Source organism: Curtobacterium sp. LFS084 (assembly GCF_047977705.1).
In the GTDB taxonomy this organism is placed as follows: domain Bacteria; phylum Actinomycetota; class Actinomycetes; order Actinomycetales; family Microbacteriaceae; genus Curtobacterium.
In genome coordinates, this window is record NZ_JBFPFM010000008.1 from 87,890 (window position 1) to 100,534 (window position 12,645).

Here is a 12,645-nt window from a genome sequence, read left to right on the forward strand (position 1 = left end):
ACGGCAGCGGACGTCCGTCGGCGCGGGACGGGACCGGGAGGCGCGGCTAGCGTGGGGTGCGTGACCCTGGTGGACGACGTGGCCGGCCCCGGCGACCTGCCCTGCCGGACCGACGTCGAGATCGCGCTGCTGCTGGTGTCCCGGCGGCACCGGTACGAGGGGCGACCGGCGGACGGCGCGCTGCCGGTGGTCGACGGCGAGCCGGACGACCTGCGCAGGCACGTCGAGCTGCGCGCGGGGCTCGGGATCGTCGGCGACCGCTACTTCGCGTCGCGGGCGCACGTGCACGCCTCGGTGACCGTGATCGGTCTCGAGGGACTCGAGGCCGTCGGCACCGCTCTCGGCGCGGACGTCGACCCGGCCGCGACCCGACGCAACGTGTTCCTGCGCGGGGTGGACGTCGAGGCGCTCCGGGGCGAGCCGTTCTCCCTGCAGAGCGTCGGCCACGCCCCCGTGCTGTTCCGTGGCTACCGGCCGGCGAACCCGTGCGCCTGGATGGACCACGAGGTGGCCCCGGGGGCGTTCCGGGCGATGCGCGGGCGGGGCGGGGTGCGGTGCGACCCGGAGTCCGACGGCGTCCTCGCCCTCGGGCCCGCGGTGCTCCGCACGACCCGCCCCGTCCCGCTCGGCTGACCGGCCGCGGCGCGCCTCGCTGCCGGCCGCGGTGCCGAGACTCGGCTCCGCGGACTCTTCCGCGGCGCCGCAGCCCGCGCTGCGTCCGCCGAGCCGAGACTCGGCCCAGCCGGCTCCGCCGTGAGCGCCGACTCGATGGCGAGTGGGCGCAGCGCCGGCTACGCCGTGAGCGCCGACTCGATCGCGTCGACGAACGCCGGCAGGTCGTCCGGGTTCCGCGACGTGATGAGGACGCCGTCGACCTGGACCTCCCGGTCGACCCACTCGGCGCCGGCGTTCCGCACGTCGGTCTGCAGCGACGGGAACGACGTGATCGTCTTCCCCGACACGACGCCGGCCTCGATGAGGGTCCACGGGCCGTGGCAGATCGCGGCGACGGGCTTGCCGGCCTCCGCGAACGCCTGCACGAGGGACACCGCCTGCTGGTCGGTGCGGAGGGTGTCGGCGTTGATGGTGCCACCGGGGACGACGAGCGCGTCGAAGGAGCCCGCGTTGACACCGGCGATGGTGGTGTCCGGGTCGACCGACCTGCCCGGGTCCTCATCGCCGATGAGGGTCGTGATCGGGTCGGTCTCCTGCGCCGCCACCGTCACGGTCGCGCCGCGCTCGCGGAGCTGGTCGATGGGGACGACGATCTCGTCCTGCTCCACACCGGAGTTCGTCGCGATGACGAGGATCTTCTTGCCGTCGAGTGCTGCCATGGTCGTTCCTTCCGCGGCCCGGTCGTTCCGGCCGCACGACCACGTTCGTCCACGGGGGCTGGAAGCGTCCGCAGGTGGACAGCCGAGGCCGCGGGCCCAGCCTCGGAGGACGGCTCAGCCGTGGAGTCGGGCTCAGCCGCGGATGCGGAACGCGGTCCCCTCGCGCTCGACCGTGATGCCGTCGTACCCCGTCACCCGGTACAGCCCGGCCGTGACGTCGGCGTCGAGCGTGCCGACGACCACCGTGGTCGCGCCCGAGGCGATCGCGGCCTCGAGCCCGGCGGGGGCGTCCTCGAACGCCACGCAGTCGGCGGCGTCGACGCCGAGCAACGCCGCGCCGCGCAGGTAGCCGTCCGGGTGGGGCTTGCCGTGCTCGACGTCCTCCGACGGCACGAACGCCCCGGGCATGGCCAGTCCTGCGGCAGCCATGCGTCCGGCGGCGAGGTCCCGCGGCGCACTCGTCACGAGCGCCACCGGGACGCCGGCCGCGAGCAGCCGGTCGACGAACGCCGCGGCGCCGGGGATCTCGGCGATGCCCTCGGTGCTCGCGCTCTCCTCGGCGACGAGCGAGTCGGCGATCCGCACCTGCTCGTCCTGGTCGAGGTCGGGCAGGAAGCGCTCGATCGTGCTGATCGCCTGGCGGCCGTGCGAGAACGCGAGGATCTCCGCCGGGTCGATGCCGTGCCGCTCGCCGAACCGGGACCAGGTCGCCTCGACCACCGCGGTCGAGTCGACGAGGGTCCCGTCCATGTCGAAGAGGACCCCGGACGCCACGATGTCGATCACGCGCCCGACCCTAGCCTGCCGCCCCGGTCACTCGCCGGGGTCCGGCACGCGGCGCCGGTCACTCGCCGGGGTCCGGCACGCGGCGCCGGTCACTCGCCCGGATCGTGTGCCCGCACGTACCGGGTCAGCAGCACGCCGTCGCGCCCGAGCAGCACGTGGGCCGGTCGGAAGCGCCGCAGCTCGTTCGAGCCGCCGTGCGTGATGCGCGGGCCGGCACCGCCCTCGAGCGTCGGGTCGATCGTCAGGGTGAGTTCGTCCACGAGGTCCGCCGCCACGAGCACGCCGAAGAACGACGGTCCGCCCTCGCAGTGGACCGTGCCGAGGCCGCGCGCCACCAGGGCGTCACGGAGCCGCGCTGGGTCGACGGTGTCCGGGTCGTCGTCGGCGCTGCACGGCACGACGTCCGCGACCGCTGCGAGCGCCGAGGCCGCGGGTGACCCGGCCGCCGACGCCGAGGTGAGGACGATCGGTCGTACCGGGGCCTCGGTGAAGATCCGGGACGCGGGCTCGAGGGACAGCGACCCGGACACGATCGCGAACACCGGGTGGTCGGGCAGCCCGTGCGACCGCCGCCAGGCGACGTCGGCGTCGTGCAGCGCCATCGGCCCGTAGCCCTCGTCGCGGACGGTCCCGGCGGCGACGAGCACCACGTCGGCCACCCGGCGCAGCAGGTCGAACACGCGCAGGTCGTCCGGGCCGCCGAGCGACCCGGACACGCCGTCCCTCCCGGCGGTCGCCGACCCGTCGAGCGTCGTCACGAAGTTCACGCGCAGCCAGGGGGCGACGGCGTCGGCCGTGTACAGCTCGAGCAGGTCGTCGTCGGACAGGTCGCCGATCGACTGCGGCAGGCCGGTCACGTGTTGTGCCGCGCTTCCACCGGTTCGCGCCAGCCGAGCGTCGCCTCGAGCATCCGCATCGCGTCGACGCTCTCGGGCACGTCGTGCATCCGGACGATCCGGGCGCCGAGCATCGCGCTCACGGTCGCGACGGCGAGCGACCCGGCCAGCCGTTCACCGCGGGGCCGCCCGAGCGACTCCCCCACGAAGTCCTTGTTCGACACCGCCGCGAGCACCGGGTAGCCGAGCGCCACGACCTCGGGCAGGCGCCGGGTGAGCTCGAGCGTGTGCCGGGTGTTCTTGTTCAGGTCGTGCCCCGGGTCGACGATGATCCGCGACTCCGGGATGCCGGCGGCGAGGGCCCGGTCGACGCGTTCCCGCAGGAAGTCGACCACCTCGGTCGTGACGTCGCCGTACTGCGGCGGCGCGGGCAGCGGACGACGGGGCTCGGCCAGCGAGTGCGTGATGACGACGGTCGCGTCCGAGTCGGCGACGACGGCCGCCATCCGCGGGTCGGACAGCCCGGTCGTGTCGTTGACGACGCTCGCGCCGGCCTCGATCGCGGCGGCCGCGACCTCGGGGCGGAACGTGTCGACGCTGATCGTCACGTCCGACTCCTGCGCGAGTTGCCGGACCACCGGCACCACGCGGTCGATCTCGTCGGCCGCCGGGAGCTCGGGCCCTGGGGCGAACTTCACGCCGCCGATGTCGACCCAGTCCGCGCCCTGCTCGGCGGCCCGAACCGCCGCCTCGACGGCACGGTCGAGCGCGAACGTGGCACCCCGGTCGTGGAACGAGTCGGGGGTGCGGTTCACGATCGCCATCACGGCGACGCGGTGGTCGAAGTCGTAGGTGCGGCGTCCGATGGTGCGCACCGGTTGGCGCAGGGCGGGCACGACCCAGCCGGGTGCCGTCGCGGGGGCCGGGAGGCGCAACCCGGCACGTTCCGTCGTCATGCGTCCGCCCCGTGGCCGGTCCCGGCGGCGCCGGCGCCGATCAGGGCGATCGCCTCGGCCCGGCCGGCGGCGTCCGCGAGGCTCCCCGTCGCCGCGACGGTGACGGTCGTCGATCCGGTCTGGCGTTCGCCACGGGTCGTCACGCACTGGTGCTGCGCGTCGAGCACGACGAGGACACCGGCCGCCGCGAGCCCGTCCGCGATCGTCGTCGCGACCTGCTCGCCGAGCCGCTCCTGCAGCTGCGGACGGGAGGCGACGGCGTCGAGCACGCGGGCGAGCGTGCCGAGTCCGATGAGCCGCTCCCCCGGCGCGTAGGCCAGGTGGGCCACGCCGAGGAACGGGAGGAGGTGGTGCTCGCAGACGGAGCGGAACTTCACGTCCCGGACGATCACGAGCTGGCCGCGGTCCGCCGGTTCGGCGTGCACGGTGCCGTCCCGCGCGATCGCCACCGCGTCGGTGCCGATGCCGGAGAAGAACTCGGCGTAGGACTCCGCGACGCGGGCGGGCGTCCGTGTGAGTTCCGCGCGGTCGGGGTCGTCGCCGATCGCGAGCAGCAGCTCGCGGACGGCGGACTCGATGCGCGCTCGGTCGAGACGTTGGTTCACCCGTCCATCCAACACCAGCCCTGGCCGCAGAACGCGAGCGGCCGCCGGGCGAGACGTACCCCGTCCAGGCGCGCCGCGCCTCCCGGAAATCCCTGTAAGGAAGCTGTGACGTGCCGGAAACCCAGCGCCCTTTAAGCTTGTTCGGTGAGCGCCCCGCAGACCGACACCACACCCCGGAACCGCTTCGCGACCGGCCTCGACCGCTTCTTCTCGATCACGCACCGCGGATCGACGATCCCCCGCGAGATCCGCGGTGGACTCGTCTCCTTCGTGACGATGGCGTACATCGTCATCCTCAACCCGCTCATCCTCGGCGGGTTCAGCCAGGACCAGGCGCCGCAGGACGTCGTCGGCGGGTGGCTGCAGAACGCCCAGGTCGCCGCTGCGACGGGGCTCGTGGCCGGCCTCATGACGATCGCGATGGGCCTCATCGCGAACCTGCCGTTCGGCATCGCCGCGGGACTCGGGATCAACTCGTTCCTCGCCGTGAGCGTCGTGCACCAGGTGACGTGGGCGGAGGCGATGGGGCTCGTCGTCATCAACGGCGTCGTGATCGTGATCCTCGCGTTGACCGGCATCCGGACGATGATCTTCACGGCCGTGCCCGCGCAGCTCAAGGCCGCGATCACCGTCGGCATCGGCCTGTTCATCGCGTTCATCGGGCTCGTCGACTCAGGCTTCGTCCGCACCACGAAGAACGCCTCGCCGCCGCTGCAGCTGGGCGAGGACGGCTCGATCGCCGCCCTGCCGACCATCGTGTTCCTGATCGGCCTCGTCATCATCGGCACGCTCATGGCCCGCAAGGTCCGCGGCGCCCTGCTCATCGGCATCGTGGCGACCACGGTCATCGCGATCATCCTGCAGGCGATCTTCAAGGTCCCGACCTCGGTCGACTCCCCCACCGGCTGGAACCTCAACGCCCCGGGCCTCCCCAGCGCCCTGTTCGCGGTGCCGGACCTGTCGCTCGTCGGCCACGCGGACGTCTTCGGCGCCTTCACCCGCATCGGCCCGATCGCCGCGTCGATGCTCGTCTTCACCCTGGTCTTCACGAACTTCTTCGACGCCATGGGCACCATGACCGGCCTCGCGAAGGCCGCCGGCGTGGCGAACGCCGACGGCACGTTCCCGCGGCTGAAGTCGGCGCTGGTCGTCGAGGGTGCAGGCGCGATCGCCGGTGGCGGCGCCTCGGTGTCGTCGAACACCGTGTTCATCGACTCCGCAGCCGGCATCGGCGAGGGTGCCCGCACCGGGATGGCCTCGGTCGTCACCGGCCTGCTGTTCCTGGCCTCGATGTTCCTCACGCCGCTCACCCAGGTCGTCCCGCTCGAGGTCGCCGCCGCCGGACTCGTCGTCGTCGGAGCGCTCATGGTGGCGCAGGTGAGGGACATCGACTGGACCGACTTCGGGGCGGCGCTGCCGGCGTTCCTGACGATCGTGATCATGCCGCTGACCTACTCGATCGCGAACGGCATCGGCGCGGGCTTCATCAGCTGGGTGCTCATCAAGCTGCTGTCCGGGCGCGGTCGGCAGGTGTCGTGGCTGCTGTACGTCGTGGCCGCGGGCTTCCTGCTGTACTTCGCGCGCGGGCCGATCGAGACGCTGCTCGGCGTCGGCTGACGCGGGGCTCCGCGCGCGGGGCGCGTCGCGGCGCGCGTTCGTCCTGCGTCGCCCGGCGCCGCGCCGCCCGCCCCGCCCCGCGCCGCGCCGCGTTCGCACAACGAAAGCCGCCTCGAACCACGGACAGCCGTGGTCCGGGGCGGTTGTGGTTGTGCGGCGGTGGGGCAGCCGGGAGGCGCGGCCTCAGTCCGGCAGGTCGGTCGGCGTCGCCTCGTGGTGACGCCGACCCTGGGTGCGCCGGTCCTCCTTCATGCCCGCCTCGAACAGGTGCTTGCGGCCCTGCACGAGCTCGTCGCGCGCGGTCCGCTCCAGCTCCTTCGCGAGGGCGTAGTACCCGTCGTCGTAGTCCTCGACGATCTGGAACGTCCAGCGGCCGCCGATGACGTTGCGCCCGACGAGCTCGCGGTCGATCCGGTCCGCCAGCTCGGCGTGCCCGGCATCCCGGAGTTGGTCGACCGCCTCCCCCAGGTCGAGGTCCGCCTTCCCCGTCAGCCGGTGGAACCCGTACAGCAGCCCGCGGGCGTGCTCCATCGTCTCGAGGGCGGCGGACAGCGTCCCGAGCGCCTCGACGGTGGCGTCCGAGACCCCCTCGGGCACGCGGTGCTGCTCGTCGGGGCCCTGTGCGTCGTCGTGCGGTGCGTCGTTCGTCATGGGTCCCGTCTACCGGACCGCTGCTCACGCCGCTCCGAGCAAGCGGTGTCGGGGCGACGGGGTACGGTTCGGGCATGACCAGGTGGGTCGCGCTGCTGCGCGGGGTGAACGTTAACGGGATCACGATCACGAGCGCCGACCTCGCGGCGCTGTTCCGGGAACGCGGGTACCAGGACGTCCGGACCGTGCTGGCGTCGGGCAACGTGGTGTTCGGCTCCGACGGCACGGCCGCGGCCCTGAAGACGGACATCGAGCAGTTGCTCCGTGACCGGTTCGGCTACGACGCGTGGATCGTGCTCGTCCCGCACGACGACCTGGCGGACATCGTGGACGGCTTCCCGTTCCCCGCCGCCGAGGACCACCACGACTACGTCGTGTTCGGCTCGGACGACGACGCCCTCGACGACCTGCTGGCAGACCTCGACGTCGACGAGACGGTCGAACGCGTCGCGCGGGGCTCCGGGGTCGTGTACTGGTCGTGTCCGAAGGGCTCGAGCACGGACACCGTCTTCGCGAAGCGGGCGGGCGCGGCGCGCTTCAAGCGGACGACGACGACCCGCAACGTGAACACGCTGCGGAAGCTCCTGTGACGCGCGGCGGCCTGCACCACGTCGAACTGCGCACCGCCGACCTCGACCGATCCGCAGCTGCGTGGGGCTGGCTCCTCGGCGAGCTCGGCTACGAGCCCTTCCAGCAGTGGTCCGACGGGCGGAGCTGGCGGTCGGGCGCCCTGTACGTCGTGCTGGAGACCGCCCCTGCGCACGGCGCCAACGACCGTCGTCGACCAGGGCTGAGCCACCTCGCGTTCCACGCCGGAGGCATCGACGACGTCGCCCAGATCTGGGCGGCCGCGCCTGCGCACGGATGGCGTCGACTCTACGAGGACCGCCACCCGCACGCCGGTGGCCCCGACCACCACGCAGGCTTCCTCGAGGACGCCGAGCGGTTCAAGGTCGAACTCGTCGCCGACTGAGCGCTTCGGGCGCGGTGCGCGCCGGAGACGCGGCACGAGTCGGAGGCGCGGTGCGCGCCGGGGCCGCACCGCGCCTCCGGGACGGGGTCCGTCAGGCGGTCGCCTCGTCGGGCTCGAGATCCCGGTCGAGCGAGATCGTCGGGATCGAGGCCGTGATCACCGACCCGTCGGCACGGAGCGTGCCCTGGATGTCGGCCGTCGTCGGTGCGCGACCGGACATCCGCGGGCCCTGGTGCGTCAGCGGCACGACGGTCGGCTCACCGGCGGTGATGTCCCACTGCTGGTTGTGCACCCACGCCGTGAAGCCCTCGCCCGTCTCGACCGTGAAGGTCAGGGTCTCCTGCTCGAGGTCGACCCGCACCCGTGACCCACGTACCGTGAGCCGGTAGGTGATCCGCTCCCAGTCCTTCGGCAGCCGGGGGTTGAAGGTCATCCGGCCGCCGTGGTCTCGCATGCCGCCGAACCCGTTGACGACCGCACCCCAGATGCCACCGGTCGAGGCGATGTGGACGCCGTCGCTCGTGTTGCCGTGCAGGTCCGCGAGGTCGACGTAGAGCGCCGTCTGGAAGTACTGCAGCGCGAGGTCGTGGTAGCCGACCTCCGCCGCCATGATCGACTGCACGACGGCGGACAGGGTGGAGTCACCGGTCGTGAGGGCGTCGTAGTAGTCGAAGTCGCGACGCTTCTCGGCAGCGGTGAACTCGTGCCCCTGCAGGAACAGCGCGAGCACGACGTCCGCCTGCTTCAGCACCTGGAACCGGTAGATCACCAGCGGGTGGTAGTGCAGCAGCAGCGGCCGCTTGCTCTCGGGGGTGTTGTCGAGGTCCCAGAGTTCCTTGTCGAGGAACTGGGCGTCCTGCGGGTGGATCCCACGGTGCGGGTCGAAGGGGATCTCCATCGACTCGGCGGCGTGCTCCCAGTCGGTGATCTCCTGCGCCTGGAGCCCGGTCCGCCGCACCATGCGGTCGTACTCCTCGGGGTCGTCCGCGGCGAGCTCGCGGCAGGCGTTCACCGCGAACCACAGGTTCGCCCGGGCCATCACGTTCGTGTAGAGGTTGTCGTCGACGACCGTCGTGTACTCGTCGGGGCCGGTGACGCCGTCGATGTGGAACTTCTTGTCGCCGTTCGACCGCCAGAAGCCGAGGTCCTCCCACAGTCGTGCAGTCTCGACGAGGATGTCGATCGCGCCGCGCTTGAGGAACTCACGGTCGTCCGAGGCGCGGACGTACTGCATCAGCGCGTGCGCGATGTCCGCGTCGATGTGGTACTGCGCCGTGCCGGCCGCGTAGTACGCGCTGGACTCCTCGCCGTTGATCGTCCGCCACGGGAAGAGCGCACCGTGCTGGTTCAGCTCACGGGCACGGGACCGCGCGGCGTCGAGCATGTTGTAGCGGAAGCGCAGGGCGTTCCGGGCCACGATCGGTGCCGTGTACGACAGGAACGGCAGGACGTAGATCTCCATGTCCCAGAAGTAGTGCCCGCCGTAGCCGGACCCGGTGACGCCCTTGGCGGCGATCCCGTGCCCGTCGGTGCGCGCGGTGGCCTGGGCGAGCATGAAGAGGTTCCACCGGACGGCCTGCTGCAACGCGGGCTGCCCGGCGATCTCGACGTCGCTGCGCGCCCAGAAGTCGTCCATCCACTCGGCCTGCCGCGCGAAGGCCGCGTCGACGGACTCGGCCCGCGAACGGTCGAGGGTCCGTTCGCACCGGTCGGCGAGCTCACGCGCCGGGACCCCGCGGGACGTGTGGTAGACCACGTGCTTGGTCAACCGGATGGGTTGTCCGGCGCGGGCCTGCACGCGGTAGACGTGCTTCGCGAGGTCGTCCTCGATCGACGACGACTCGTCCCAGCTGTTCTCGGTCTCGAGGTGGTGCTCGACGCCGACGCAGATCGTCATGCCGGAGCTCGCCGCCTGGTACCCGAGCAGGGACCGGCCACCGGTGCTGCGCTTGAGCTTCGGCTCGAGGACACGCTCGGTGAACGCCTCGGCCTTGCGCGGGTCGAAGGCGTTCGCCGCCGCGCGCATGCCGGCGTGGTACTCGTCCTGCACGTCCTGGCGGTTGAGGATCTGGCTCGACAGCAGGATCGAGGCGTCCGCGTCGAGCACGGTCACCTCGTAGTCGATGACCGCGAGGTGCCGGTCGGTGAAGGACACCAGCCGCCGCGACCGGATGAGGACCCGCTTGCCGGACGGCGTCGACCACTCGGTCTCGCGGAACAGGTACCCGCCCCGGAACTCCAGCCGCCGGGTGTGCCGGAGGATGTCCGCCTCGGCCAGCACCAGCGGCTCGTCGTCGACGTACAGCCGGATCACCTTGGCGTCGGGTGCGTTGATGATCGTCTGACCGGTCTTCGCGAAGCCGAAGGCGTCCTCGGCGTGACGGATCGGCCAGGTCTCGTGGAAGCCGTTGACGTACGTGCCGTACTGCAAGCCGCCGCGGCCCTCGTCGAGGTTGCCGCGGAGGCCGAGGTACCCGTTGCCGACGGCGAAGTTCGTCTCGGCCACGCCCTGCTCGTCGGGGGCGTACTCGGTCTCGACGAGCGCCCACTCGTCGATCGGGTAGCGGACCCGGTCGAGCGGGTCGGAGGTGATGGGGTTCATGGTGCTCCGTGGGAAAGGAGGTCTTCGTGGGGGGAGGGTCGGGAGGGCCTGGAGGCGCGGATCGCCCCGGCCGCACCGCCTACGTCGTGCTCGTGGCCGGTTCCGGCAGCTCGTCGACGAGTTCGTCGAGGTCGGTGACGACGACGTCGGCACCGTGTTCCAGGAGCGCGTCGGCCCCGGCGCCGCGGTCCACGCCGATGACGAGCCCGAAGGCGCCGTTGCGCCCGGCCTCGACCCCGCTCGTGGCGTCCTCGACCACGACGCACTCGGCAGCGGTCAGGCCGAAGCGGCTCGCGGCGTCGAGGTAGGTGTCGGGGGCAGGCTTGCCGGCGAGACCGTCTTCGCGGGCGACCATGCCGTCCACGATCACCGGGAACCGTTCGAGGATCCCCGCGGTGCGGAGCACCTGCACGGCGTTGGCGGAGCTCGAGACGACCGCGACGGACAGCCCGGCGTCGATCGCCGTGACGAGGAACCGGAGCGAACCGGGGTAGGGCTCGACGCCGTGCTCGGTCAGTTCGGCGGTGAACTCGGCGTTCTTCCGGTTGCCGAGCCCGCACACCGTGTCGGCGTCCGGCGGGTCGTCCGGGGTGCCCTGGGGCAGGTCGATGCCGCGTGACTCGAGCAGGGACCGGACCCCGTCGTACCGCGGCTTGCCGTCGACGTACGCGAAGTAGTCCTGTTCCGTGTACGGAGCGACGCCGTGCTGGGCCAGGTAGGGCGTGAAGAGCCGACTCCAGGCGCGCATGTGGACGTCGGCGGTGGGGGTGAGGACACCGTCGAGGTCGAACAGGAGCGCGCGCTGGTCAGCGAGTCGCGCGGGGGTGCGCCGGTCCGGTGCGGTCATGCAGGCGAGTCTAGGACCGGCCTCCGCCGCGGACCCTGACGCATCACCGATCTGTGGAGAGAGTTCACCCGCGACGGACGTGTGGACGACTGCACATTCGAAACGTGTAATATTTCATCTTCCAATATCGATCCTTGGAGGATCCATGCGTTCACACCTCATCACCACCCGCCTGGTCACGGTCGGCTGCCTGACCGCGGCGGCCGTCCTGGGCACCGCGTCCGTGGCGTCCGCAGAGCCCGCGCAGTCGACGACCGCCGTGCGGTCCAGCGCCGCTTCGACCGTCGCGCCGGTCAACAGGGTCCACTGGGGACCGAAGGACCTGATCGGCGGCTCCGGCGTCCTGGGGGCGACCGTGACCCTCACCGACGCCGCCGGGAAGACCCGCTCCACCGTGGTCCAGTCCGGCAACTGGTTCTTCGTCCCCGCCGAGGGGCTCACGCCCACGTACTCGATCACCCAGTCGATCGGTGGCCGGACCTCCGCTCCCGTGACGTTCGGGACACCTTCCGACGTCGACATCCCGGCCGTGAGCCAGATCTCGAACGGCCCGTCGGGGATGGTGACCGGGCTCGGCGTCGCGAACGCCGAGATCCGCATCGAGGGTGCCGACGGCCAGGTCGTGACCGCGACCGCGAACGTCACCGGACGCTGGATCGCCTACCCGGTCGGCTTCGAACGCGGCCTGAGCATCACGCAGAAGAGCCGTGGGCACTGGTCCGATCCCGTCGTCTTCAACTGACCCGTCCCCGACCCCGGAAGGAACCCCGTGCTCCGCATCCCCGTCCTCACCGTGGCGGCCCTCGTCGCCGCTGCCGCCGTCACCGTCACCGGCCCCGCGATCACCGCGCAGGCCGCGGAACCCCACGCCTCCGCGGCCGTGTCGTCCGAGCGCGCCACACACGCGTTCGCCGTCACCTCGCCGGAACGCTACGTCCCCGACACCCGGCCCGTGATCACCGGCACCGGCACCCCGGGAGCCGAGGTCCTCGTCATGCTCCCCGGGAAGCCGGTGACCTTCTCCACCACGGTCGCGGCCGACGGCAGGTGGTCGGCGACGAGCCCCGAGGTCTTCTCCTCGGGGGACTACTTCGGGAACCTCGCGTACCAGCAGCAGGACGGGCAACTCGTCCAGTTCGACCTGCGACGCGGCGCCGCCCCCGCCCACACCGCCCCGACCACCCTGCGATCGGACGGTCCGACCCGGTTCGCGCGCGGCGCGAAGCCCACGTTCGCCGGGACGGGGACCCCGGGTGCCCGCGTCGTCGTCGCGATCCCCGGCCTGTCGGTCGAGGTCGCTGCGGTCGTCCGTGCCGACGGTCACTGGTCGGCGGCGAGCCCGTCCGCGCTCCCGGCCAGTGGTCAGTTCCTCACGACCGTCACGCAGCAGGGCGACGGCCAGTACGTGGAGTTCTGGCTCGCCGTGGCGTGAGTCCCC

At 72.1% G+C, this 12,645-nt stretch carries 14 protein-coding genes; 6 read left to right on the top strand and 8 right to left on the bottom strand.

All coding sequences use genetic code 11. The features are described from left to right. Nucleotides 1-60 precede the first annotated feature (60 nt). Complete coding sequence (locus ACNQOV_RS07150; RefSeq protein WP_416393951.1) at nucleotides 61-633, top strand: molybdenum cofactor biosysynthesis protein; 573 nt, start codon at nucleotides 61-63, stop codon at nucleotides 631-633. A gap of 158 nt (nucleotides 634-791) precedes the next feature. Here ACNQOV_RS07150 and ACNQOV_RS07155 read toward each other — a convergent pair whose 3' ends face one another. The 5 genes from ACNQOV_RS07155 to folE form a co-directional block, all read right to left on the bottom strand. Next, complete coding sequence (locus tag ACNQOV_RS07155; RefSeq protein ID WP_416393952.1) at nucleotides 792-1,334, bottom strand: type 1 glutamine amidotransferase domain-containing protein; 543 nt, start codon at nucleotides 1,332-1,334, stop codon at nucleotides 792-794. A 132-nt stretch (nucleotides 1,335-1,466) separates the two neighbouring features. Beyond that, entirely contained in the window at nucleotides 1,467-2,120 is a 654-nt protein-coding gene (locus ACNQOV_RS07160) for an HAD-IA family hydrolase (protein WP_416393953.1), read from the bottom strand. Nucleotides 2,121-2,209: 89 nt separating this feature from the next. Further along, nucleotides 2,210-2,977 (bottom strand): pyrimidine reductase family protein, encoded by a 768-nt coding sequence (locus tag ACNQOV_RS07165; protein ID WP_416393954.1) that lies wholly within the window; start codon nucleotides 2,975-2,977, stop codon nucleotides 2,210-2,212. After that, complete coding sequence (gene folP / locus ACNQOV_RS07170; RefSeq protein ID WP_416393955.1) at nucleotides 2,974-3,912, bottom strand: dihydropteroate synthase; 939 nt, start codon at nucleotides 3,910-3,912, stop codon at nucleotides 2,974-2,976. The genes ACNQOV_RS07165 and folP overlap by 4 nt, the downstream gene beginning before the upstream one ends. Further along, nucleotides 3,909-4,517 carry a GTP cyclohydrolase I gene (folE, locus tag ACNQOV_RS07175; RefSeq protein ID WP_022906425.1) on the bottom strand — a complete coding sequence of 203 codons (609 nt, stop codon included), beginning with the start codon at nucleotides 4,515-4,517 and terminating at the stop codon, nucleotides 3,909-3,911. Before folE ends, folP begins: the two co-directional genes overlap by 4 nt. Nucleotides 4,518-4,661: 144 nt before the next feature. Here folE and ACNQOV_RS07180 point away from each other — a divergent pair, with 144 nt between their 5' ends. Further along, complete coding sequence (locus ACNQOV_RS07180) at nucleotides 4,662-6,134, top strand: NCS2 family permease (RefSeq protein ID WP_416393956.1); 1,473 nt, start codon at nucleotides 4,662-4,664, stop codon at nucleotides 6,132-6,134. A gap of 183 nt (nucleotides 6,135-6,317) precedes the next feature. Here ACNQOV_RS07180 and ACNQOV_RS07185 read toward each other — a convergent pair whose 3' ends face one another. After that, nucleotides 6,318-6,785, bottom strand: a complete 468-nt coding sequence (locus ACNQOV_RS07185; RefSeq protein ID WP_022906427.1) for a hypothetical protein — start codon at nucleotides 6,783-6,785, stop codon at nucleotides 6,318-6,320. A 74-nt stretch (nucleotides 6,786-6,859) separates the two neighbouring features. On the opposite strand from ACNQOV_RS07185, the gene ACNQOV_RS07190 reads away from it, so the two are divergent. Together ACNQOV_RS07190 and ACNQOV_RS07195 are read left to right on the top strand one after the other, a co-directional pair. Further along, complete coding sequence (locus ACNQOV_RS07190) at nucleotides 6,860-7,375, top strand: DUF1697 domain-containing protein (RefSeq protein ID WP_416393957.1); 516 nt, start codon at nucleotides 6,860-6,862, stop codon at nucleotides 7,373-7,375. Then, nucleotides 7,372-7,758, top strand: coding sequence for a VOC family protein (locus ACNQOV_RS07195; protein ID WP_416393958.1), 387 nt, complete (start codon nucleotides 7,372-7,374; stop codon nucleotides 7,756-7,758). The genes ACNQOV_RS07190 and ACNQOV_RS07195 overlap by 4 nt, the downstream gene beginning before the upstream one ends. A 91-nt stretch (nucleotides 7,759-7,849) precedes the next feature. Here ACNQOV_RS07195 and ACNQOV_RS07200 read toward each other — a convergent pair whose 3' ends face one another. Beyond that, nucleotides 7,850-10,360, bottom strand: a complete 2,511-nt coding sequence (locus ACNQOV_RS07200; protein ID WP_416393959.1) for a glycoside hydrolase family 65 protein — start codon at nucleotides 10,358-10,360, stop codon at nucleotides 7,850-7,852. A gap of 79 nt (nucleotides 10,361-10,439) precedes the next feature. Beyond that, nucleotides 10,440-11,207, bottom strand: coding sequence for an HAD family hydrolase (locus ACNQOV_RS07205; RefSeq protein ID WP_402266560.1), 768 nt, complete (start codon nucleotides 11,205-11,207; stop codon nucleotides 10,440-10,442). A 145-nt stretch (nucleotides 11,208-11,352) separates the two neighbouring features. On the opposite strand from ACNQOV_RS07205, the gene ACNQOV_RS07210 reads away from it, so the two are divergent. Then, complete coding sequence (locus ACNQOV_RS07210) at nucleotides 11,353-11,949, top strand: hypothetical protein (protein WP_416393960.1); 597 nt, start codon at nucleotides 11,353-11,355, stop codon at nucleotides 11,947-11,949. Between the two features lie 27 nt (nucleotides 11,950-11,976). Further along, nucleotides 11,977-12,639: a hypothetical protein gene (locus tag ACNQOV_RS07215; protein ID WP_402266554.1), complete on the top strand. Its 663-nt coding sequence runs from the start codon at nucleotides 11,977-11,979 to the stop codon at nucleotides 12,637-12,639. The last annotated feature ends 6 nt before the right edge of the window (nucleotides 12,640-12,645 follow it).